We start from the raw sequence: 25,515 nt of genomic DNA, 5'->3' as shown, positions 1-25,515 counted from the left end.
GCACGTCCCCGATACTGCCAGGTCCCCCCGGACGTCTTCACCCGGCCGGGTGAACAGCCGCGTCCGCGATGGTTGCCGCCAACAACCGTGTCGACGTGGACGCACCCGGGTTGACCAGGGCGTCCACCTCGTGCTCGGCCAACATGCCGGCCAGCTCCGCGCAGCTGACGACCTGCCACGCCTCGGCCCGCACCCGGCCCCGGTGCGCCGGCGCGGTGGTCACCAGCAGCGACAGCACGTCGTCGGGCGCGGGCGCGATCAACGGCCGCTGATGCTCGTCCAGCGCCACGCCGAACTCGGACTCCCGGATCACGGCGAACAGGGCGTCGGAGTCGACCTCGCCGTCGGCGGCCATCCGCAGGGCGGCGTCCACCGGGTCGGTGGGCGATTCCGGGCTCAGCGGCTCGTAGTCGGGGTTGGGCTCGAACCGGCCGACCACGCCGTCGGTCACCAGCCAGCCGCCGACCACCGACTCGGCCGGCGGGTTCTGGCCCTCCTCGGCCGGCTGCCAGGCCGGGTCGACCAGGAACAGCCACTGGTCACTGGTCATCGGTCCCACGTCCCTCGCTCGGCACGCCGACTGAGCCGACGGGCGGCAACTCTATCCCTATCATCCGCATCTCCATCTGCGCGGCCGCGGCGGCCGCCGCGTTGCCGCCCTGTGCCCAGGCCCGCGCCATGCCGTCCAACAGGTGCGACAGCATCAGCCCGGCCGTCACGGGGTCGCCGGCCTTGCGCAGGTACGGATTGAGCGCCCCGTCCCGCTCCAGCATCTCCACGGCCCGCTGCAAGCCGGCCCGGAACTTGCCGGCGGCGGCCTCGCCCTCGACCGCCTTGATCTCCTCGGCGGCCTCGTCGGTGGTGGACTTGACCAGGTCCACGGTCTCGTCCGACGCCCCGTGCCCGGACAGCCGGGCGCCGAGGTCGACCCGCTTGGGCGCGACGGGCGTGTCGGGGATGGGCTCCAGCAGGTGCGCGCTGAGCGGCGCGGGCCGCTTGAGCCGGCTGAGCGGCTGGGTCGAGGTCCAGCGGCGGATCCGCGACAACGGGCTGTCGTCGCGGAAATGCCTGCCCAGCTCCACTCCGGCCGACCGGACCGCGGCGTCGTGGAATCGCGTGGCCGGCGGCGTGACGGTGTGCCGGGCCTGGTCGCCGTGGTCGAGGTGCGTGGTGACGACGGCGTCGCGCCGGTGGGCGTCGTAGGCGCCGACCGTGTCGGACTCCGGCACCAGCTGCTCCACGTCGAGTTCCCGCGTCCGCGGCGGGGCATAGATGTTGAGCTGCCGCTGGATCTGGTTCATCAGGTACTCGCGCACGTCGTCGGCCCGCTGCCGGCCCGACACCTCGCCGGTGGCCCGGGCGTTGCCCAGCGGTGAGCCGCTGGAGTAGCCGGTGATCTTGGCGACCGGCAGCGGCAGGTTGTCGGCCTGGCGTTCCAGGGCCAGCTTGGCGAATCGCTCGGCGAACGCGTCCAGCTCGGGCACGCGGCCGGTCGGCAACGTGAACTTGCCTCGCTTGAACTGCACGCCGACGGGCTCATGCCCACCGGGCTCGCTCAGCGGCCCGTGTTCGCCCAGCGCGTTGAGTCGCACCGGCCGGGTCACCTTGCCCTCGCCCTCGTGCCAGGTGGACTCGCCGGTGACGGTGAACCGCTCGCGGGCGCTGCCGACCGGCACCGGCACCCACCGGTCGCGCCGGTCGCGGTACCGGTCGGTGATCGAGTGCACGGCCTCGCTGGTCGCCGGGTCGGAGGCGATGTGGGACAGCACGACCGCGGTGACGATGTCGGGCCGCTGGTGCTTGCCGGCCTTGCGATACACGTCGGCGAGATCGAGGTGGCCGCCGTTGCCGGGCAGCTTGGCCACGGCGTCGTCGGCGATGGCCTTGGCCAGCCGCATGGTGTTGGCCCGGTCGGACAGGCCGATCTTGCCGTCGAGGCGGGCCGGGCCGTCGGCGTACTTCCAGCCCCTGCCCATGGCGGTGGCGATCTCGGACACCATGGCTGCCTCGTGCTTGGGCAGGACCGACCCGAAGACGTTGTAGTGGCCGCCGCTCTCCACCGCGGTGAGCCGGTCGCCGTTGCCCTCACCGAACAGCATGATCTGGCTGGCACCGACCACCCGGTCGGCCTTGTTCCTGGCCGCCAGCGCCAGCTGGAGGTCGTGGGCCAGTCCGCCGGGGCCGTCGACCGCGCCGGCCCTGCAGGCCAGCAACATCGTGGTGCGGCGGCCGCCGTCGACGGCCTTGTTGAAGCCCTCGGTCCGCACGGCGATGTCGGCCAGCGTGTCGGCCTTCACCCGCACGTCGCCGAGCCCCCGGACATGCAGGCCGGCGCTGTACGGGTTGGCGTGCGCCATGAGCACCGCGGACTCGTCGGCCAGGCCGGGCACGGTGGTGGCCAGGTCCTTGTCGTTCACGACACGGCCGTGGCCGTCCTTGTCGTACTGGTAGACGCGGTCGGGGTTGGCACCGCCGGCCCAGCGCCGGGCCAGCCGCTGGTCGGCGTCGTCGTGGAAGAACGACGTCCCGAACACCTTGCCGGAGCGGTCCCGCAGCTCGGTGTGGGTCACGTTGGACATCGGGAACCGGCGCTCGCGACCGGCGTCGTCCTCGCCGCTGAACCAGTCCTGACGCGTGTCGCCGTGGGAATCGCTGTGCGGCAACGAGTCCACGCCGCGGCGTGGGTCGTTCTGGAGCTGCTCCAGGTGGTGCGCGGTGAGCTTCTCGCCCACGTGGTGGCCGGTCAGGCCGAGGTGGGTGCCAATCTTGTGGGCCAGCTGCGCCGGGTCGTCCTTCAGGCTCCAGACGGCGTGTCCCTCGGCCGGTCCCTCGGCGACGAGCTTGACTCGCGCGTGCGCGTCGAGCCGGTCCTCGACCTGCTGGAAGCGGACCCGGAACTGGTCGCCGCCGGGCAGCCGCTCGTGGTTGAACTGCTTCTCCGCGCCCAGGTCGAGGTTGCGCAGGACCTCGCGGGCCTGGCGCGGCGTGACGTCGCCGTCGAAGTGCACCTTGACGGTGGCCTCGCGGACCCACTCCCCCGGCTTGACCTCCATGCGGCGCATGTCGTAGCTGAACCGGCCGTGTTCCGTGGAGGCACGGACGATGTTCAGCGGGGCGTCGTCACGGACCAGGTCGATATCGGCCAGCGACACCCGGTCGTGTCGCGGCACGACGACGTCCGGCGCGGAGTGCATCTGCGCGCCGGAGTCGGCCTCGCGCTGGTGCACGGGCTGCGGGAACGCCGGGCCTTCGATGCCGGTCTTCGGCACCACCGTCCGTGGCGCGGCGCTGGTGTCGTTGAGCCGGGTGTGCGGCACGACGGCCTGGTCCTGCGTGACCCGCTCGACCTGCCACAGGTCGCGCGGGCGCAGGGCGGTGCCGGCGTCGTGCCCATGCAGCACGCCGGTGTCGTCGCGCGGGCCGAGGAACTGGAGCACGGCGTGGGCCAAGGTTTCCGGCGAATCCTCGATGCGCCAACGGTTCTGTCGGGTCTCGTCGCCGCCGACCCGCACGGAGGCGTGCGCCTGGTCGGCCGCCACTCGCTCGATCCGCACGTGGAACTGGTCGCCGGTCGGCAGGCGGTAGCCCTTGTTCAGCACGTCCCGCACGCCGTCGGACGCCTTCTGCCAGGCGGTGTCCACGTCCTCGTGGGTCGCGCCGGAGCCGCGCTCCATGTGCAGCTTGACCGTGTACTCCCGCACGAACCGGCCCGGCTCCACCTCGATACGCCGCACGTCGTAGCGCACCATGCCGGTGTCGGAGTCGAGGATCCGGGCCGGGCCGGAGACGTCGCTGTGCCGGTCGCGCACGCCGGTGTTCTCGGTGTGCACCGAGTCCAGCAGGTCGTCGCGCCGCAGGTGCTCCCACTGGTCCGGGGTCATCGGCCGGTTCGGCTCGAACCAGGGCGCGGTGTCGGCCGGGTTGTGCCGCCACTGCTCGTTGGCCAGCACCGGATCGTTGGCCGCGCGGTGCGAGTCGTGCAGCGCCGACGCGATCTGGTCGACGCTGTAGCCGCCGTTGAACAGCTCGCTCATCTCGGGCCGGATCGCCGGCTCGAAACCGTGCTGCAGCAACAGCTTCGGCAGCAGCAGGTACACGTTGAGCCGGCCGTTGGCGTCCTCGAACGGGTGCAGCACGTGCAGCGTGCGCACGACCCGGCCGATGGCCCGCAGCCGGTCGAAGTCGTCGTGCGCCCGGCCGATCTCGTCGTGGAACTGGGCGAAGGCCGAGTCGATCAACTGCGGGGCGTGCTCCTGCGTGTAGTTGGTGGTGATCGTCGTGTTCTTGCCGACCAGGTTGCTGGTGAACGTGGCCGGCGGCTGGTCGTGCTCGTCGTTGACCATCGAGGCCAGCGTGGACACCAGGCGTCGGTCGCCCAGCCTCTCGTCGAGGATGTCCCGGGCCAGCGGGCGGTCGCCGATCGGGAAGTGAGTGTTCTTGGCCGTGCCGCTGCGGCCGATCGAACCCGACCACTTGTAGGTCTTGCCGAGGTGCGCGGTGACGGCGTCGTGCATCTGCTTGTACTTGGCCGAGTCGAAGCGCTCGTTCGGGTCGATGTCGTTGAGGTAGCGCTCGTAGGCCGACTCCATGCTGCGCTGGAAGCCCTTGGACTGCTCGTGGTCGTACATCGAGCCCGGGTCGTCCGGGAAGCGACGCAGCGCCTCCTCATGGTGCGCCGGGTCGAGGTACAGCTTCCACCAGTCCTTCTTGGGCAGCACGGCGTCCAGCGGCCGGGCCGGGCCGGGCGGGATCGGCTCGGGGTTCTCGTCCTGCGGCTCCGCCTGGCGCCGGGCCGACGCCTCCTGGCCGCGCCGCAAAGCCTCCTGCGCCATCTGCTCACGGTCGTGGTCGGCGTTGCGCTCGCGCACCGGCGGCAGGTGCTCGGGAACATCGTGTTCCGTGCGCGGCACCGTGTTCCAGCGCTGCGGGTTCGGCCCGTTCAGCCGGGTGTCGGGCACGTTGACCTGGTTGCGGGCGATCCGCTCGATCTGCCACAGGTCGCTGGGCCGGGGGCCGACGGCCGGCTCCGAGGTGATCGGCCGACGCGGGTCGTCCCTCGGGCCGACGTACTGCATCACCGCGTGGGCCAGGGTTTCCGGCGAGTCGTGGCGGTCCCACTGGTTCTGCCGGGTCACGCCGTGGTCTCCGACCGACACCGTGGCGTGGGCGTCGGCCGTGGTGGCCGCGCGCTCCAGCCGGAGGTGGAACTGGTCGCCGGTCGGCAGGCGGAAACCCTTGTTCAGCAGGGAGTTCACGCCGGCCTCGGCCTTGTGCCAGACCGTGTCGGCGTCGGGGCCGTCCACGTGCAGCTTGACCGTGTACTCCTGCACGAAGCGACCGGGCTCGACCTCGATACGTCGCAGGTCGTAGCGGACCATGGTGGCGTCCGAGGAGATCGACCGCGGCTTCGGGGTCTCGCCGTTGTTGTGCTCGTGCACCGCCTTCACGTCGGTGACCTCGGTGTGCACGGTGGTCTTGAGGTCGTCGCGGCGCAGGTGGTCCCACTGGTCGGCGGTCAGCGGCTCATGCGGCTGCGACCACGACGCGGTATCGGCCTCGCTGTGCCGCCAGCGCTCGTCGGTCAGGACCGGGTTGCGCATGGCCAGGTGCTCTTCGTGGATGGCCGACACGATCTGGTCCAGCGACCGGCCGCCCTGGAAGAGCTCGTCCATGTCGGGCCGGATCACCGGGTCGAAACCGTGCTCCAGCAACAGCTTCGGCAGCAGCACGTGCACGTTGAGGCGACGGTTGCCGTCCTCGAACGGATGGATGATGTGCAGCGTGCGGACGGCGCGGGCGATGGCCCGCAGCCGGTCGAAGTCGTCGTGCGCGCGGCCGATCTCGGCGTAGAACTGGTCGAACGTGGTGTTCACCATCTCCCGGGCCTCGCCCGGGTTGTAGTTGGTGGTGATCAGCCGGCGGCCACCCTCGACGTGCGTGTAGGTCACCGGGTTGACGCCGGGCGTGGCCAGCGCCTTCTTGACGTCGACGACCAGCGGGCGGTCGCCGACGTGGTCCAGGAACACGTCCGGGTCGACTTCACGGCGTCGGACCGGGAAGTTCGTCGGCACGGTGACGCCCTTGACGACCTGGCTGCCGGTCCACTCGAACTTCTTGTTCAGGTTGCTGGTCGCGGCCTCGTGCATCTCCTTGTAGATGTCGGCGTCGAGCCGCTCGCCGCGCCGCGCGTCGAGGAACTTCTCGTAGGCGCCGACCATGCTGCGCTGGAAGCCCGGCGAGCGCTCGTTGTCGTACAGCGAGCCCGGGTCGTCCGGGAACTCCCGCGCGGCCTGCTCGTGGTGGCGCGGGTCGAGGTAGAGCCGCCACCAGTCGTTCCTGGGCAGCGCCTCGGACAGGGTGCGCGCCGGACGAGGGGGCACCGGCGGCGGCAACTCGTCGGGCAGCGCCCGCATCTCGGGCTCGTGCTCGTGCTCGATCTCGGCGATGGACTCCAGCATGTGCCGGCGGTTGTCGGCGAGCCGCTGGCCCTCGTTGTGGATCCGTTGCAGCGTGGCCATTCCCCGACGCGTGCCGGGCAGGTCCCGGTCGTGCAGCGCCTGCCCGAAGCGTTCCCGGGCGGCGGCGGCGTTGGCCATGTGCACGGCGCTGTCCCGGGTGTTGCGGTCCAGCAGGGAGCGGTGGTGCTGCAACTCGGCGCTGCGGTCGCGCTCCGGCGGGTTGAACGGCATGTCGTCGTTGGAGGAACGGGTTTCCTCGTGCACGGGCGGTCGGCCGGCCAGGGCGGCGTCCCGTTCGCGACGGGCCGCCCACCACGCGTCCTCGGCGTCGCGGGCCTGGCGGTAGGTGTCGACGGCGTGGTCGAACGCCTGCTGCCGGGCCCGGTCGGCCTGCCGGAACGAGTTCGTCAACTCGTCCTGCTGTCGGGTCAGCTCGTCGGCGTGCTCATGGGCCAGCGCGAGCTGCTGCTCGACCTGGCTGACACGGGCCCGGTCGTCGGCCGCGTAGGCGTTGTACAGCTCGCCGCGCAGCCGTCCGAGCTCGTCGTTGTTGGTTTCCTGGGCCTGGCGGTTGCGCTCCAACTGCTCGCGCAGCGGCTCGGTCTGGTCCTTCGCGGCCAGGTAGGCGTCGTCGGCGACGTGACGGGCCTTGACCACGTTGTTCTCGGCCGTCCGCCACGCCTTCTCGGCCTCGCGGACCTTGTCCTGGGCCTGCCGGACCGGCTCGGGCAGCGTGCCGTCGTCGTAGGTCCGGACGCGGGACGAATCGTCGAACTTGAGCGAGACGGCCCGGTCGCCCTTGACCAGGCGGATCTCGGTGTCGTGCACCAGAACCTGGGTGCGGCCCGGGTGGGCGGTGCTGCCGGCCGGGGCCGGGTGCACGGTGCCGCCGGTGCTGGAGCTCTCGGTGTGCGACATGCCGCCGCGGTCCAGGTAGACACCGGACTCGCCGGCGTTGAAGTCCCGGTGCTGCGGGGCGTGCGGGGCGTCGGTGACGTTGCCGCCGACGCCGCCGATGATCGCGTTGACCGAACCGGAGACCGTGCGCGACACGGTCGTGTCGATCTTCGACGAATGGGCGGTGCCGCCGCCGAGGTCGACGGAGTCGCTGACGCTGACCAGCCGCGGGTTGGTGAGCTTGGCGTACGCGGTCAGGCCGGCCTCGCGCAGGCCGGGCAGGTCGACCGGACCACGCAGCATCGCCGGCAGGTTCGCCTTGATCACCTCGGGGGTGAGCGTCGTGGTCAGCGCGTGCTCCGAGGTGCTGCTCAGGTCGCCGGCCAGCCGCCGGGCCTCGGTGCGCAGCAGGTTCACCGAGCCGGTGAAGTCGTCGACGTGCACCTCGTCCGGCAGCTTGGCGCCGTCGCGCTGCCAGTCGGCGTGGTCGACCGGCCCGTCCTCCATGCGCGTGACGGTCGCACCGTTACGCACCGGCACGTCGGTGGTGGTGCTGACGTCGTCGGCCAGCTTGCGGACCACCAGGTCGTGCGGCTCGGGCGCGGAGAACTGGAGGTGCTCGCCCTTGTGCTTGATCTCCAGCCGGAAGTTCACCGGCAGCTTGAACCGCGCCTGCGGGCCGGCGGCCTCGCTGGTCTGCCTGACCTCGGTCGAGTCGGTCCTGGTGGTCGTGGTGCCGGTGGAGTGGCTGATGCTGGCCGAGGTGGCGTTGTTGACGGTCATGCTGGCCGCCGGGTCCTTCAGCTGCGGCAGACCGGTGCCCATGAACCGGCCGCCGATCCCGGAGCTGGCCTCCTTGCCCTTGGTCTGGGCCTCGGCCAGTGCGCCGGTGGCGTTGTGCGCCATCGTGCTGCCGTCGTTGGACACGCCGAGGTAGGTCGGACCGTCCCCGGTCGGCGTCGCGTGCAGCACGACCTCGTAGTTGTCGTGCGTGAAGGTGTTGGGCTTCGGCGTCATCAGCGACACGCCGCCGTTGAGCGCGCTGTCCACGAAGGACCGGACACCGTCCTGGGAGGACTGCTCCTCCAGACGCCGCAGGTTGCCCATGGCGTCGTCGAGAACCGACTGCGGCAGCAGCTCCTTGCCGAGGTCGCCCAGGTTCTCACGCAGCGACGGGACCAGCTTGACCAGGTCGCCGGTCGGCTCCACGTAGCCGAATCCGATCGACGGCCGCTCGGTGCGCAGCGTGTTCGGCACCGGCAGACCCGGCTTGGGCCCGATCGGCGTCGGGTCGATCGCGAGGTCGTGCTCGGGCAACACGCCCATGGCCCGCGCCTGCTGCTCGGTGACGCGCACGAAGACGCTGTCCGGCAGGTCGACCGTGCGGCCCGCGGTACGGACATCGGTGTCGTGCAGCATGTTCGTCTGCCGCGACTCCGCGACCACGTGCACCTTGGCGTTCATCCGCAGCAGCACGGTCCGGCCGTCCGGCGAGGACACGCTGTGCTCGGCGGTGCCGCCCATCGACCGCGCCACCTTGGACGTCCAGGTCCAGTTGCGCAGGCTGGCCGTGGCGAAGATGCCGGCCCGGCCGTGCGGGTGCGCGGTGTCCGGGGTGATGGTGAGGGCGTTGCGGGACGCGGACGTGCCGACGTTGATGCCCACCGAGTGCTGCGTCTGCTTGGCGCCGCTGACCGAGTACCCGCCGGACTGCTGCTGCTTCAACGAGATCTCGTCGGAGACGGACACCAGCTTCGGCTCGGACAGCTCCATGGTCATGCCGACCGCGCCGACCCGGTCCATCACGCGTCGGTTGTGCTGCAAGCCGTCCAGCTGAACGCCGTGCGACACCAGCTGCGGGTCGGCGGTCAGCGTCTCCGGGCTGAAGGCGTGATGCAGCGCGTCGGCGCTGACCGTGCCCGGCAACGCCAGCGCGCGGTCACCGCCGCCGGCCTCGGCCAGGGCATCCTCGGCGGCCCGCTGGATGTGCTCCGCGCCGACGATCGCCTCGACCCGCTGGAACTCCGGCTGCCGCTTGGCCCGGGCCGTGGCGCGCAGGTCGCTGATGTGCGGCGCGTTGGCCATCGGCGTGGTCACGTGGTTGTCCACGTGCTGGTGGGGCGGGGTCTTGCTGGTCAGGCTGTGCGGCACCAGCACGGTGACCTCGCCGGACGGCGGCGTGCGGTGCGTGCCGTCGTCCGGGCCCACGTGCGGCGTCCGGTGCACGGCCGGCACGTCGAGACCGGGGGTTCCCGGGGTCAGCCGGCGCACCCAGGAACGGGACCGGCTGTGGTCGTCCACGGTGACGTCGTAGGCCACCTTGGCCTTGAAGCCGTGCACGTCCTCACCGCCGCCGGTGGACAGCTTGTGTCCGGTCGACGGACCGGCTTCGGTGTCGTGCGCACGGTTGTAGCCGTACTGGACGCCGACCGAGGCGGTCGGCGCACCCTTGGCGTGGCCACCGTCGAAAGGCGTGGTGACGCGGCCGTCCGCGTACACCGTCACGCCCTTCTTGGCCGTGCCGGAGATGCCCAGCGCGTGCGAGGTGCCGCCGGCCCCGGTCACGGTGTGATCGGGGGCCTGGCCCAGGTGCTCGAACTCGGTCAGGCGGGCCTTGACCGTGACGGTGACGTAGCGGTTGACGAACAGGCCCGGCTTCTTCAGACGGATCTTCATGCCGTCGCCGAGCATGCTGTCCATGTTGGCCGCGAGGTGCTCGTCGGACAGCTTGGTGTCCAACGCGCGGCGGTTGGCCGCGGCCAGCGCCTTGTCGCCGCGGGAGGCGTCGGCGAACGTGCGGCTGCCGAAGTCCGGGGCCAGATCCTTGAGCTTGTCGTTGCCCAGCAACGTCTCCTCGACCCGCTGGCGCACCTGGTCGCCGCCGGAGAGGCTGAGGATCTTGGCCAGGCCCATGGACTTGCCCGAGGACAGGTAGCTGGGCGCGTGCAGCGGCTCCGGCGTCGGCTCGAAGTCGGTCTTGGCGCCGTGCGGCGGCTCGATGCCGGCCCGGTTGGCCTCGACGCCACCCATCCGCACGTGCGCGGAGCCGTCACGGAAGATGACCGGGTCGTGGCCGATGGCCTGCACGTGCAGCCTGAAGCCCAGCTTGTACAGGCCGGTGACGCCCTCGGTCTCGAGCACCGACTCCCACTTGGCGGCGTCGCCGATCTTCGTGCCGAGGCTGTCGGTCTTGCTGAACGCGGCGGTCAGGCTGGCCCCGGCGGAGATGCTGTGCGTGGGGTCGGCGACGCCGGCGGCGCTGCCGCCCAGCCACAGTTCGCCGCCGGTGGTGGAGGTGTTGGACCTGCCGGCGCCACCGGACCCACCCAGCGTCGCGCCGATCTTGTAGCCCTGGCCGCTGCCCTCCAGCGTGGCGTCGACCGGCTCGATCCTCATCCGGACCGCGCCGATCTTGCCGCCGTCGGCGCTGAGCAGGTCGGGCGAGTAGATCCAGTCCTTGGTCATGGCCGGCAGGTTGTCCTTGATGTTGCCGGCCGACAGGAAGTGCAGCAGCTGCTTGCGGCCCGGCGAGCCGATGGCCGTGACCTTGGGGTGCAGGTCCTTGGCCACCATGTCGAACGCCCCGTGCACGCCGCTGACCGACTCGGCGGCGAACACGGTCAGGTCGCGTCCGTCCACCGGGTGCGGGGTGGCGTGCTCCGCCTTCGTGCCCAGCGCGTCGTGCGGCAGCGCGATGGTGGCGTCGTGATCGAGGTGGACGCCGCCGGGGTGCACCTCGGCACCCGACTTGTCGGTCAGCGTGATCTCGACGTGCGCCTTGGCGGCGACGACGTCCGAGCCCTCGTGGCTGATCGACACCGAGTGGCTCGCGCCGTGCGAGGACTCCAACGTGACCACCGGCTTGGCGTGCAGCACCGAGGCGAACACCGAACCGCCGCCGATGCCGTTGCCGGCGCTGACCGCGGCGGCCAGGTCGTGCTGCTTGGCCTTGGTCGTGCTCTCCGACGTGGACCGGTCGGTGCCGCCGGAGCGGTCGAGGCTGCGGCCGGGCTCGGTGGTGTGCTCGGCCGCGCCGAAGTCGACCTTCGCCTTGACCGTCGCCTCGTAGACCTTGTCACCCACCCTGACCTCGAACTTGCGGCCCTGGCCGAGCAGCGAGTCGAAGTCCTCGGTCACGGCGTGGTGCACGTCGCCAAGGCCCTGCGCGCCGGCCCGCTCCGCCAGGCCGTGCGGCAACTGCTCGACCACGCCCTGACGGACCCGGTCGGCCAGCGCGTCGCCGTTCACCAGCCGGCCGAGGCCAAGGGACTCGTTGTCCCGCACGTAGCTGGGCAGCCGCTCCTCGTCGAACTCCTCGGGGATGCTGGTCAGCTCGTGCACCGGCTGGCTCGTCGACTCGTGGCCGGTGGACGTCGACGGGGCGGCGAAGTCCCGCCCGAAGCCGTTGTGGCCGAACACGGTGTGCTCGGGGCCGCCGTAACGACCGGTGCCGTAGGTGGTGTCCATCGGGGCGGGGCCGTAGTGGTCCTCGCCGTGCACCATCATGAAGCCGTAGCGGTGCTGGTCGTTGAACGAGCCGAGGCGGCCGTTCTGCGTGTCCAGGAAGACGATCGAGTTCAGGTCGCGGTCGTAGGTCACGTTGAACACGTGGCCGCCGTCGGCGCGGTGCTCGAAGACGATGCCGTGCGAGCCGGGGCCTGCGGCCCGCATCGCCTGCACGATCTCGTCCGGGTGACCGACCATCCGCTGCTCACGGCCGTAGTGCGAGGTCAGCAGGTCACCACTGCGCGGGGTCAGCGAGCCGTGCGGCACCATCCGGTTGCCGCGCAGGGTGTCGATCGTCGACACGACGTTGTTGACGCAGTTGTACATCGCGTCCTGGTGGCCGGCGTTGAACCGCGGCGCGTTCAGATCACGCAACTGCGGGTAGTTCTCCCGCATGAACCGGATCGGCTCCAGCGCGGACTCCGGGAACCGCTCCCGCCACATCACCTGCGGCTCGGCCAGCTCGTCGGCCCGCCGCCGCATGTCGACCAGCGTGTCCTCGGCGGCGCGCAGCTGGCGCTGCCCGTCGGCCAGCTGCTCCCGCACGGCCCGGGCCCGGTTCTCCAGGTCCGCCAGGCCCCGTCGGTAGCTGTCGGCCTGCCGCTGCGCCTGCTCGGTGACCTGCCGCTGCTGCTGGACGTCGCGCTCGGCGCGGGCCAGTGCCTCCTGGTGGCGTCGGCCGCCGCCGCCCATGCCCGCGATGAAGTTGCGGTTGGTCTCCAGCTGGCGCAGCTGCGCGTGATAGGTGTCGGCCGACCGCTGGGCACGGTCCACGGCGGTGTGCTGGTCGACGAGCTGGCGCTCGGCCGACTGCACCTGCGCGTGCAGGTTGCTCACATAGGCGTGGCCGTTGCGGACGTACTCCTCCTGCGTCCGCACGGCATTGCGGGCCTCGTCGAGCAGACGGCCACGGTCACGGGTCGGCAGCTGCTGCGGAGCACCGAACTCCTTGGCCAGCGGTGGTTCCGGCGTCTCGTGGGCTTCGCGCGGCGCACCGAGTTCGGTCTCCACGGACCGGTGCTGCTGCTCGAAAACGTCCAGCACGGAACGGGTCCTGGCCACGTGCTCGAGACTGTTCGGGTCCACATGAGACGCCTGGTTCGACTGGACGGCCTCGTGGTGCTGCACGCCCTCACGGCCGTACTCGCTGTCCTCGTCGGCCTCGAACTTCCGCTTGCGTGCACCGGAACCCGTGGCGGGCTCCGGGGTCTTGTCGCCGAACCCGGTCTTGTCGGCCGGCCCGTGCTGCCCGGCCGTGTCGTCGTCCGCACCGCCGTAACGACGCCCGTACGGGCTGGTGTCCATCGGCGTCGGGCCGTGCGGGTCGTCGCCGTGCACCATCATGAAGCCGTAGCGATGCTGGTTCGACAGCGACGCCAAGCGGCCGTTCTGGGTGTCGATGAACACGATCGCGTTCAGGTCGCGGTCGTAGTGCGCATTGAACACGTGGCCACCGTCGGCCCGGTGCTCGAACACGATGCCGTGCGAACCGGGACCCGAGTTCCGCAGCGTGTCCACGATCTCCTGAGGACCGCTCACCATGCGCTGCGGACGGTTGTAGTGCGAGGTCAGCAGGTCGCCGCTGCGGGGTGTCAACGAGCCATGCGGAACCGTCCGGTTGCCGTTCAGCGTCTCGATCGTCGACACCACGTTGTTCACGCAGTTGTACATCGCGTCCTGGTGACCAGCGTTGAACCGCGGCGCGTTCAGATCACGCAACTGCGGGTAGTTCTCCCGCATGAACCGGATCGGCTCCAGCGAATGCTCCGGATACCGCTCCCGCCACATGATCTCCGGCTCGGCCAGCTGCTCGACCCGCCGGCGGGCCTCGTTCAACTCGCCCTCGGCGCCCCGCAGCTTGGCCTCGTTCTCGACCAACTCCTGCCGGGCCGCGCGAGCGCGGTTCTCCACGTCGACCAGGCCCTGCCGGTAGCCGTCGGCGTGCTGCTGGGCCTGCCGAGCGATCTCCCGCTGCTGCCGGATGTCGTGCTCGGCACGGGCCAGCGCCTCCTGGTTGCGGCGGCCGCCGGTGCGCGCGATGAAGTCACGGTTGGTCTCCAGCTGGCGCAGTTGAGTGCGCTGGCCGTCGGCCGCCCGCTGGGCCCGGCTCACCGCGGCACGCTGCTCGGCGACCTGCCGGTCCAGCAGATCGGCCTGGGTGCGCAGGTTGCGCACGTGCTCCTGGCCGAGGCGCACGTTGTTCTCATGGATCTGCTGGTCGTTGCGCGCCTGCTCGAGCTGCCGACCGCGATCGCGCGTCGGCACGTAGTGGGAGTTGGAGCCGAGCCCCGGCATGTGCTGGTTGTGCGAGGAACCGAACAGCTCGGACTGGTCGTGCTCGGGGCGGGGAGCGCCGAAATCCCGGACCGCTTCCTCGTGCTGCTGCTCGAACATGTCGAGCACGGCCCGGGTCGCCGCTTCGTGTTCGGTCTGTTCGGGACCGTGTTCGGTCGCCCCTTCGGCCTGTTCGTGCGTCGTCTCGGGCGGCTCGTGCGTCGTCGTGTTCTCTTGCGGGCCACCGAAGTGGGTCTGCTCCGGACCCCCGTAACGCCCGGAGCCGAAGGTGGTGTCCATCGCGTCGGGCGCGTAGGGGTCGTGCCCCTCGACCATCATGAACCCGTAGCGGTGCTGGTCGTTGATCGACGCCAACCGGCCGTTCTGCGTGTCCAGGAAGACAATCGAGTTCAGGTCGCGGTTGTAGTCCACATTGAACACATGGCCACCGTCGGCGCGGTGCTCGAACACGATGCCCCGCGACCCCGGACCAGAGGCCCGCATCGCGCGGGCGATCTCGTCGGGGCCGGACACCATGCGGTAGTCACGGCCGTAGTGCGACGTCAGCAGGCTCCCGCTGCGCGGCGCGGCCGACGGGTGCGGAACGGTCCGGTTGCCGTTGAGCGTCTCAATGGTGGAGACCACGTTGTTGACGCAGTTGTACATCGCGTCCTGGTGACCGGCGTTGAACCGAGGCGCGTTCAGATCACGCAACTGCGGATAGTTCTCCCGCATGAACTGGATCGGCTCCAGCGAATGCTCCGGATACCGCTCCCGCCACATCACCTGCGGCTCAGCCAGCTCGTCGGCCCGCCGCCGCGCCGCCGTGAGGTCGTCCTCGGCCGTGCGGAGCTGACGCTCACCGTCGGACACCTGCTGCCGCAACGTCCGCGCCTGGTTCTCCAGGTCGGCGAGGCCCTGCCGGTAGCTGTCGGCCAGCCGCTGGGCCTGCTCGGTGATCTGTCGCTGCTGCTGGATGTCGCGGTCCGCGCGGGCCAGAGCCTCATGACTGCGCCGACCGCCGGTGCTGGCGATGAAGTTGCGGTTGGTCTCCAGTTGCCGCAGCTGCTGGTGGTAGCCGTCGGCGGCACGCTGGGCCCGGGTCACCGCGGCGTGTTGGTCGGCGATCTGCCGCTCGGTCAACGCCATCTGCGACCGCAGATTGTCCACATAGGACCGGCCGTTGCGGACGTACTCCTCCTGCGTGCGCACGGCGTTCTGCGCGTCGTGGAGCTGCTGCCCCCGATCGCGAGTCGGCACGTAGTGCGGCATGCCGAAGTCCTTGGCCAGCGGCGGCTCGTCCGACCGCTCGTGCTCCCGCGCCGGCTCGTGCTCGGGCGATTCCTCGTGCGTGGCGCGCAGCTCCTGCTCGATCGACCGCTGCTTCTGCTCGAACGCCTCCAGCAACGAACGAGTGGTCGCCACATGCTCCGGGCTGTTCGGGTCCACGGGCACCGGTTCGACGGCGTCATGATGCCGCACACCCTCGCGGCCGTACTCGCTGTCCTCGTCGGCCTCGAACTTCCGCTTACGCGAACCGGAATCCGACGGCGGCGGTGCGTGCTCCGGGGTCTTCTCCCCGAAGCCGTGCGATTCGGCGTTGTCGTGCCCACCGGTCGCCTCGCGCTCCGCACCGCCGTACCGGCCCCCGTACGGGCTGGTGTCCATCGGCATCGGCGCGTGCGGGTCGTCGCCGTGCACCATCATCAGGCCGTAGCGATGCTGGTTCGACAGCGACGCCAGGCGGCCGTTCTGGGTGTCGATGAACACGATCGCGTTCAGGTCACGGTCGTAGTGCGCATTGAACACGTGACCGCCGTCGGCCCGATGCTCGAACACGATGCCGTGCGAACCGGGCCCCGAGTTCCGCAGCGTGTCCACGATCTCCTGAGGACCGCTCACCATGCGCTGCGGACGGTTGTAATGCGACGTCAGCAGATCACCGCTACGCGGCAAGGCCGACGGATGCGGCACCGTCCGGTTGCCGTTGAGCGTCTCAATGGTGGAGACCACGTTGTTGACACAGTTGTACATCGCGTCCTGGTGACCGGCGTTGAACCGAGGCGCGTTCAGATCACGCAACTGCGGGTAGTTCTCCCGCATGAACCGGATCGGCTCCAGCGAATGCTCCGGATACCGCTCCCGCCACATCACCTCCGGCACGGCCAACTCCTCGGCCCGCCGGCGGACCTCGTTCAACTCGCCCTCGGCGCCGCGCAGCTTGGCCTCGTTCTCGACCAACTCGTGCTGCGTCGCCCGCGCGTTCTCCTCCAACTGCGACAGGCCCAGGCGATAGCTCTCGGCGTGCCGCTCGGCCCGCTGCACGTTGTCCTGCTGCAATCGAATCTCGTGATCAGCACGGGCCAACGCCTCATGCATCTTCCGACCGCCGGCCCGGGCGATGAAGTCACGGTTGTTGGTCAACTGCCGCAGGCGCGACTGCTCGCCGCGCACGCCCTGCTCGGCCCGGGCGACGGCGGCCCGCTGCTCGGTGATCTGCCGGTTCAGCAGCTCGGCCCGCTGGCGGATGTTGTGCACGTGCTCCTGGCCGAGACGCACGTTGTTCTCATGGATCCGTTGGTTGTTGCGCGCCTCCTCCAGCTGCCGGCCGCGGTCCCTCGTCGGCACATGGTGCGAGGAACCCAGTCCCGGCATGTGCTGCCGGCTCGACGAACCGAACAGCTCGGACGGGCCGTGCTCGCTCTCGGTCCGACTGCCGAACTCGTGCACGACCTGCTCGTGCTGCTGCTCGAACGCGTCCAGCACGGTCCGCGTCGCCGTCTCGTGGTCCACCGGCTCGTGCGGCACGTCCGGCGACAGGTCGGTGTGCGGCGCGACCGGCGCGTTGGTCGCGTGATGGGTCTGCGCCTGATGCGGCGCCGGCTCATGGTTCTCCGGCTCGACGTAACCGCGGTCCTCGCGCAGCTTCTGGGTGAAGTCCCGGAAGCGCTCCAGGTGCTCCACCGGGTGGCCGCCCTGGCGTGCATCGTGGATCTGCTGCTGGACGTGCTCGTGCACGGTCTCCAGATCGGCCCGGGTGATGTCCCGCCAGCCGGGCGCGCCCGCACGGTCGGGCCACCGCAGCGCCTGCACGGTGAGTGCGGCGGCACGATCCTCGATCAGCTGGTCGAGCCGGTTCTGCCGGTCCTGAACGCGCTCGTTGTTCGCGGCCTCCTCACGCAGCATCCGCTCGCTCTTGAGCCCGGCGGGCACGACATCGGTGAGCTTCCACTTGTCGCGCCTCGACTCGGCATCGCGCAGGCCCTCGCGCGCGGCCTCGATCCGGTGGTCGTAGTCGCCCGCCCGGTTGAGATCGATCATGCGCTTGATCGCGGCCGACCGCGCCTGGTCGTGGGCGTAGTCGTGCCGAAGCTGCTCCAGTTCCTCGCGGCTGCGGCCGTACAGGGAGGCCTCGAACGCCCGGTGGCCGCCCTCGGCCACCGGGTTGAGACCACCGGGCACATGCAGGTCGCTGTCCGGCGTGTGCTCGGACCGGCCGCCGTCGCGCATGAACGGCTGCGGCTCGGGCGGCGGCTGATGGTCCTGGTTCTCGCCACGGGTGTCGCGCGCGGGCTCGAACCCGGTGTCGTGCGCGGAGCCCGGCTCCGGCCGGGCGTGCGATTCCGGTTCGGGCAGCGGGATCCGGTCCACCACCCGCATGTCACGGGCCCGGTCGAACAGCCGCTCCAGGTGCTCGGTCGGATGGCCGCCCAGCTGCGCGTCGTGGATCAGGTCGCTGACGTGGTCCTCGACGGCCAGCAGGTCGTTGGGCGTCAACCGGTCCCAGCCCGGCGCGTGCGGATCGTCGCCCAGCGACAGGGCATGCGTGGTCATCGCCCCGTTGCGGTCGTGCCGCAGCCGCTCGATCCGGTTGTTGAGCCGCCACACGTGCTGCTTGAGCTCGCTCTGCTGCCGCTCGCGGTCGGCCTGGTCGCGGCGGGTCAGCTCGGACTTGAACACGTCCGGCAGCAGGTCGGTCGCCTTGCTCAGCTCAACGGCCCGACGGCGGGTGTCCTCGACCTCCCGCTCCAGGTCGCGCAGGTGTTGCTCGATCCCGCCCGGCTTCTCGGAGATGGCGTGGTACTCGAGCATCTGCTCGATCGCGCGATGCCGGTACGGGTCGTCGCCGTGCACCTCGTCCAGCTGCCGCAGCTCGTCGACGCTCTTGCCGTACAGCGAGGCCTCGAACGCGGCGAACTCCTGCCGCGGCGTGAGCTCCCGCGGCGGGGCGAGGTTGGTCTCCCGCTCGAGGCGGGACAGCTGCTCGTCCAGCTCGTGCTGCTGGCGCCGCAACGCCGCGTCGAGCCGGTCGCGGTCGCCCTGCTCCTGGAGATGGTGCTGGTCGGCCTCCATCCGGTCCAGCTGCCGCTGGATCTCCTCTTGCTGGCGCTCCAGCGCGCCGTGGTCGATGTCGTGCGCCAGCTGCTCGTCGAGCTGCCGCTGCTTGGCCTCGGCGTCGGCCAGCATCTCGGCGATCTCGGCCTGCTGGCGCTCGATCTCCTCCTGCCGACGCTGCTCGACCGCGGCCATCATGGCCTGCTCGGCCCGGGCCTCCTGACGGTCCTGGATGTTCTTCGAGCGGGTGTTGATGTCGCGCAGCTTCTGCACCGTCCGGTGCGTGTCCTCGGCGCGGGCGAACCGCTCCCGGTAGTCGGGGTGGTCGATCAGGTCCAGCTCACGCCTGGCCTCGGCCACGCCGTGCTCGGCCTGTTCGAGCTTGCTCTCCAGCTCGGCGTCCTCGGCGCGGGTGTGCTCGTCGAACAGGCTGGAGAACAGGTGCATGAAGCCGCTGCGGGACTCCTTGCCCTCCTTGAGGTTCTGCAGCGCGACCTCGAAGTTGCGTTGCGTCTCCCGCAGCCCCTCGACCCCGTCCTTGGTGACCTTGGCGTAGACCTGCCGCACACCCATCTCTTTGCTCACGCGGTCGTGCAGCGACGTGAGGTGCGAGGTGTCGAAGCCGGCCTTCTCGGCCGCCGCGATCTGCCGGGACAGATGCTCGCCCAGGTCGACGATCTGGTGCGCGGTGAGGTTGGCCAACCCGTCGGCGTTGCGGCCCTCGACGTGCTTGTCGACCAGGTTCATCAGGCCCAGCGTGCGGGACTCCGAGCGCAGCTGGCTGATCCGTCCCTCACGGTCGTCCACCAGCTGCCGCAGGTCGTCGATCTGTTGCAGGCGCCGCTCTTCAGCCCGCTGCTGCTGCTCGCTGCGCAGGAACTTGGGCAGCGAGCTGCCCTCGGACTCCAGCTTTCGGATCCGGTCACGCAGGCCCTGCGCATCGTCGGTGAGGTCGCGCAGGAACGCGTTGGGGCCGCCGGGATGCTCGACCGCGCGCTTGAGCGTCTGCATCCGGTGGACGGTGTCGAACACCTGCTTGTCCTGGCCGCCGCCGACGATGTCGGCCACTGTCCGGCCGATGTCCGCGGTGCTCTTGGTGGACAGCGAGGCGGCCAGGCCGTCCAGCATCTCCTTGCGGGTGGGCTCGCCGAGCGCCGAGTACTGGCCGTCCTTCGAGTTGATCTTCAACGGCGGCCCGTCGGCCGGTCCGTGCTGGCTCGTCCTTCCGTCATGGTCGACGGACAGATGCACGCCCAGGGCATGCGCCAGCGCGTCAGGCAGGTGCTGGCCGACGTGCGACTGGTTCCACGAGGGCGTCCGCAGGCCCTTGCCGACCAGCTCGGCCGAGGTGGGCAGACGGTGCTCGTTGACGACCGTGTCGGTGACGTGGCTGAGGACTTCCTTGTCCCCACGGGACATCGGCCCGTCGTTCAGCCCGGTCCTGACGTCCTGCCAGCGCCGCGACGAGCCGCCGGCCAGGTCGTGCGCCAGCGCGTCGCGCCACTGCTGGGTATGCGCCTCGTCGGCCGGCCCCCGGTGGTCGGGACGCAGATCGGGCGCGACCCTGGCCAGGTCGTCCGGCCCGAGGTGATCGGCCGCCCACTTCGCCAGACCGCGGTTGTCCAGTCCCGGGAACTCGTAGCGGTGCGGATTCGCGTTGATCTTCGAAACCACCGCGTCGGTGGCCGACTTCACGCCGTCACGGCCCACGAAGGGCGCGGCGCCGTCCACCTTCACGTGCTGGAAGGCGGAACTGCGCAACACCGACTCGACCAGCCCGACACCGTCCATGTTGGGCTGGTGCTCCTGCATCCCGCGCCACGCCTGGGAGTCGTCCTCCTCGTGGGGCGGCCGGTGCTGCTCGAAGGAGCCCGGCATCACGTGGTCGCCGGTGTCGAAGTTCGCGCCGCGCGGCGGGGTCGGCGCGGCCATCGAATGCTGCTGGCTGTTGAGGAACTGGATGGCCTCCTGGTTGCCGGCGTGGGCCAGGGCGCGGATCGCGTCCATGTCGCCGGTCTGGGCCAGCTTGATCAGCTCCTGGTTGGCGGCCACGTTCCCGTGCCGGACCAGGTCGCCGAGCGCGTCCAGGTTCCGGTTCTGCACCAACGCGTTCAGCGCGTCGTGGTCACCGCCGAAGGCCAGGTTCTTCAGCGCCGCCTCGGCGTGCGAGTTGCCGCCCCGCGACAGGTCGGACAGGCCCGGCACGTCCTTCAGACCGGTCAGCGAGTGCACGGCCTGCTCGTTGCCGTTGGCGGCCAGGTGGCGCAACGCGTCCGTGCTGTGCGGCACGCCCTTGCCCGCCAGATCGGTCAGCGTGGTGACGTCGTTGGCCTCGGTGACCAGCTTGAGCGCCTCGGTGTTGCCCTTGCCGGCCAGGTCCTTGATGCCGGCGTAGCCGGACGGGTTGCCCGAGTCGACGACGTGCTTGAGCCCGGCCACGTCGTTCTGGCCGTGCAGCGCCTCCAACGCCGGCACGTGGTTGGCCACGGCCAGCTTCTTGATCGCCTCGTACGCGTGCTGGTTGCCGTTGCGGGCCAGGTCGACCAACGCCGGCACGTCCTTGCGGTCGCCGATGTGGTCGACCGCGCGGGTGTCGCCCCGGCCGGCGAACTCCTTGACCTTGTCGTAGGCCGGCAGCGAGTTGTTCTTGGACGCCTCCACCAGCGCGGGCACGTCGCCCTTGCCGGCCAGATGGTCGACCGCCGGCACGTTGCCCTTGCCCGCCAAGTGCTTGATGCCCTCGTAGCCGGCCTGCTGGCCGCGGTTGGCCACCTCGGCCAGGTTCTGCACCTCGCCGCGGTTGACCATGCCGTTGAGCGCGTCGTGATTGCCACCGGTGGCCAACGACAGCAGCCGCTGCCCGGCGCCGCTGTCGCCGTGCTTGGCGAACGCCTCCAGCGCCGGCACGTGGTTGTCCTGGCCGAGCTTGGTCAGCAGCGCCTTGGCCACCTCGTGGCTGGGGTTGCGGAACGCCAGCCCCTCCAACACGTCGATCGGCCGCTGCTTGCCGAGCACGTCCAGCGGCCCCTGCTCGCCCGCCCGCACCAGGCCGTCGACCGCGTGCACGTGCTCCTTGCCGGCCAGGTCGACCAACGCCTGGCGGGCACCGGGATCGCCGTTGCGGGCCAGGTCGGTCAGCGTCGTCATGGCGTCGCGGTTGCCCTCTTCCGCGAGCTTGGTCAAGGCGTTGCCGTCGCCGGCGGCGGCCCGCTCGTACAGCGAGGGACCGGGATTCGGCGTCTGGTCGCCGTACAGGTCCTTCAGCGGCGTGTCCCGGACGATGACGCCCGAGTGCTCCAGGTTGCGTTCCAGCAGCCACAGCTCACGCGGGTTGATGTGCGAATCGGCCCCGTACAGGCCGTTGGTCATCATGCCCTTGTCCGAGTCGGACACGACCCGGTTGTTGACCGTGTGCGCGGTGTCGTGCGAGGTCTTGGTGTTCTGGTTCCAGCCCTTGATCTTCGTGCCGTGGGCCTTGTCCTGGAAGACCACGTTCTCGTTCTTGTAGTGGTCGAAGAAGCCGAGCGTGTGGCCGATCTCGTGGGCCAGCGTGTGGTCGTTGTCCAGGCCGGTCCAGCCCAGCTGGTGGGCCCGGGAGCCGTCCGGCAGCGCGGCCACCGAGATGTGCGCCTCGTCCTTGTCGGTGGTGAACTCCACCTTCACGTGCAGCTGGTCGCCGCTGGGCAGCCGGTTGCCCTGGTTGTAGAAGCGGTCCACGCCGCGGTCCATGCCCTCCTGGACCCGGCGCACCGCGGCCGGGTCGGCGCCGTGCGGCACGTCCAGGTGCACCTTGACGGTGAACTCCTTGACCCACTTGCCCGGCAGCACCTCCATCCGCCGGACGTCGTAGGTCGTCGGGCTCTGCTCGGCGTTGAGAGTGAGCTTCGGCCCCTTCTCCTGCTTGATCGTGACCTTCGGGCCCGGGTCGTTCTCGGCCGCCTTCTTGGCCGCCTCCTTCTCCTGCGGCGTGCGGTGCTTCGGGTTGGGATCCACGGTGGACTTCTCGCCGGCCTTGGCCGCGGGCGGGTCGTCGTAGTGCCGACGGTTGACGTCGGTCATCTCCACCTTGGACGAGGTGACGAAGGCCGGCTTCTCCACCTTGACGGTGACCTTGGCCTTCTCGTACGCCGGCGTGCCGCGCAGATGCGACCACTGGTCGATGTGCACCGGCTTGTCCGGCAGCATCCACGGCGCGGTGTCGGCCTCGCTGTAGCGCCAGCTCTCGTCGTCCGAGATCCGCTTCTTGGGCAGCTTGATCGGACCGTCGTCCTCGGGCGTCTTGTCCTTCGGTGGCGCGGTGTCCTTGTCGCCCTCGTTCTTGTCGCCGCCCTCGTTCTTGTCGGCGGGCGGGTCCTTGGGCTCGGGCGTGGTGTCGCCGTGCGGCTGGTTCTGGTCGTGCGACTGGGGCTGGCTGGTCGCGTGGTGGGTCTGCTCGTCCTTGCCACCGACGCCGTGATGGGTGTCGGGGCCCGCGGACTCGAGCGAGCCGTCGACCACCTTGATCTTGCCGTCGGCCGTGAGCTTGGCGATGTCCGGCGCCAGCTTGCGGAACTCGTCCTTGCGCTCGGTGAACCGCTGCTCAACCGCGCGCTGCTGGTCGGCGGTCATCTTGCCGAGCGCCTTGTCGGACGGCAGCTTCGGATCGTAGTAGCCCGGCCGGCCGACCTTCTCGTCGTTGGCGCCCAGGCGGACGTCGATGTCGTCGAGCGGCCGGGTGATGATCTCCTCCGGCGGGGGCCGGTGCCCCGACGGCGGCTGTTCCTCGTGCGGCACCGGCGTTTCGGTCGCCGCGTGTGGCACCGGCGCGGGCGTGTCGGTCTGCGTGCGCGGCGGCGGCGCCGGTGTGTCGGTCGTGGTGCGGGGCGGCGCCGTCTCGGCACCGTGCTGCCGGACGTCGTGCTGTCCCTCGGCCGGCGGCTGCTGCTCGCGGTTCGAGTGCGATTCGTTGTTCTCGACCGATGGCGCGCCGCGGTCCGTGTCGATCTTGGACGGCCCTGTCCTGGTCGTGGTGTCGGACGTCTTGTCCGAGACCGTCGGCCGCTCGCTGCCTCGCGGCGGCGGCGTCGCGGTCTGCCTGTCACCACCGGTGGGGGTGGTGCGGGTGTCGTTGACCGGCCCGTCGTGGTGGCCGCCCAACGGGACCGGCGGCGCGACGTTGTCGTTCTGGTGCTGGACGTTGGGCCGGTTGTCGCCCGTGGAGTGGGTGTCGTTCTGGCTGGTGTCGTGCTGGGTCGTGTCCTGGTGCTGGGTGATGTCCTGGTGCGACACGTTCGAGGAACCGCCGGTCTCCTGCCGCACCGGCGGCGGCGACTGCACGGTGTCGTGCTGGCCGATGTTCTGGGCCGTGTTGTCCTGCACGATGCTGTCGTGCTGCACCGTCGGGCCGTTGTGCTCGACCGGCGGCGCATTGTGCTGCACCGGCGGGGCATTGCGCTGCACCGGCGGGGCATTGCGCTGCACCGGCGGGGCGCTGTGCTCGGCCGGCGGCTGCGCGGTCTCGTGCGGCGGGACGTTCGTGTTGCCCTGCGGCGTCTCCTGATGCTGGGGCGGGGGCGTGTCCTGGTGCTGCTGTTGCGGCGGCGGCACGTTCTCGTGCCGCTGCGGCACGTTCGTGTTCGACGACCCACCGGTCTCGTTGCTCGCCGGCGGCGGCTGATTCACCGTCGTGTTGTGGCCGCCAGTGTTGTTACCACCACCCGTACTCGCCGGCGGCGGCTGATTCACCGTCGTGTTGTGATCACCGGTGTTGTTACCACCACCCGTGTTGTGGCTGCCGGTGTCGCTACCAGTGCCCGTGTTCGCCGGGGGCGGCGGTTGGTTCACCGTGGTGTTGTGGTTGCCGGTGTTGCCGCTGCCGGTGTTGGCCGGTGGCGGGGCGCTGACCTCGGTGTGGTTGCCGGTGTTGTTGCCACCGCCCGAGTTCCCGCCACCGGTGTTCGTGTTGGTGCTGGTGTGCCCGGCGCCACCGGTGTTGTTGCCGCCACCGACACCGGTGTTGCCGGTGGACGTGTGGCTGCCGCCGACACCCGACGGCGGACTCTCCAAACCGGACAGTCCACTGTGGTTGCCGTCGCCGAGGGATTCTTTGGGCGGCAACACATCCAGGTTGAGGTCGTCCTTGATGTTGGGCAGGTCGAAGTGCACGCCGTCGACGTTGCCGACGTGGATGTCGCCCATCTTGGGCACGCCGCCGTGGGCGCCGCGCCCACCACGGCCGCCGCCGATGGCGCTGCCGATGGCACCGGCCAGACCGGACGTGACGCCGTAGCCGAGGTCCGAGGTGTCGTGTTCGGGGTCCATGGCGACGTTGATGCCGGTGATGCCGAGACCGGTCAGACCGGCGTTGGTGAACAGGCCGGCGACGCTGTCGCCGAAGCCACGCGACATGCCCTTGTTCAGACCGATGTGCAAGCCACCGCCGAGCAGACCGCCGAGACCGCCCATCGCGGCGGCCATGCCGGTGTTCTGCAGGTTCCAGGAGAACTCGCCCGGGTCCTTGGCCTTGAGCTTCTGGATCAGCTGGATGGCGACGTCCAGCGCGACCTGGGAGATGACGCCCATGGCGATGGCCATGGCCAGCCGCCGCAGGATCATGCTCACGGTCAGCCGGGTGGCCGCGATGTACACGGCCTCCAACGACAGCGACGCGCCGAACGTCCACACCGCGTTGGCGATGCACCAGGCCAGCTCGGCGGCCAGCAGCACCAACTGGCCGATGATCATGTACTTGGAGTACTCGACCTGCTGCGCCGTCTTGTACGACAGCTTGGTGATCTGCGCGCCTGCGTCGATCAGTGCCGGCAGCTGCTCGTGCATCTGCTTGACGAACTCGGCGAACTGCTGCCCCGCCGAGCCGGTCGCGTTGCTGGTGACCATGGTGAAGTACGGCTCGAACTCCGCGGAGATGTCGTGCACGGACGTCGAGAACTCGGTCCACGCGCGCGCCAGCTCGCGCAGCTTGTCCTCGTCGCCCTTCGGCCAAGCCTGACCGGCCACGATCTTGAACAGCCAGTCGAGCTCGGGCGGCATCTCCAGACTCATGGTC

2 protein-coding genes are annotated in these 25,515 nt (G+C 70.4%); both read right to left on the bottom strand.

The genetic code is table 11. The features are described 5' to 3' along the window. Nucleotides 1–37 precede the first annotated feature (37 nt). Nucleotides 38–550, bottom strand: a complete 513-nt coding sequence (locus tag BJ998_RS32905; RefSeq protein ID WP_184867211.1) for a type VII secretion system-associated protein — start codon at nt 548–550, stop codon at nt 38–40. Next, nucleotides 540–25,511 carry a toxin glutamine deamidase domain-containing protein gene (locus tag BJ998_RS32900; protein WP_184867210.1) on the bottom strand — a complete coding sequence of 8,324 codons (24,972 nt, stop codon included), beginning with the start codon at nt 25,509–25,511 and terminating at the stop codon, nt 540–542. Before BJ998_RS32900 ends, BJ998_RS32905 begins: the two co-directional genes overlap by 11 nt. Between the last annotated feature and the right edge of the window lie 4 nt (nt 25,512–25,515).

This window comes from Kutzneria kofuensis (genome assembly GCF_014203355.1).
GTDB lineage: Bacteria > Actinomycetota > Actinomycetes > Mycobacteriales > Pseudonocardiaceae > Kutzneria > Kutzneria kofuensis.
Note: the sequence above shows the minus strand (reverse complement) of the source record. Positions and strands in the feature narration are given on the sequence as shown.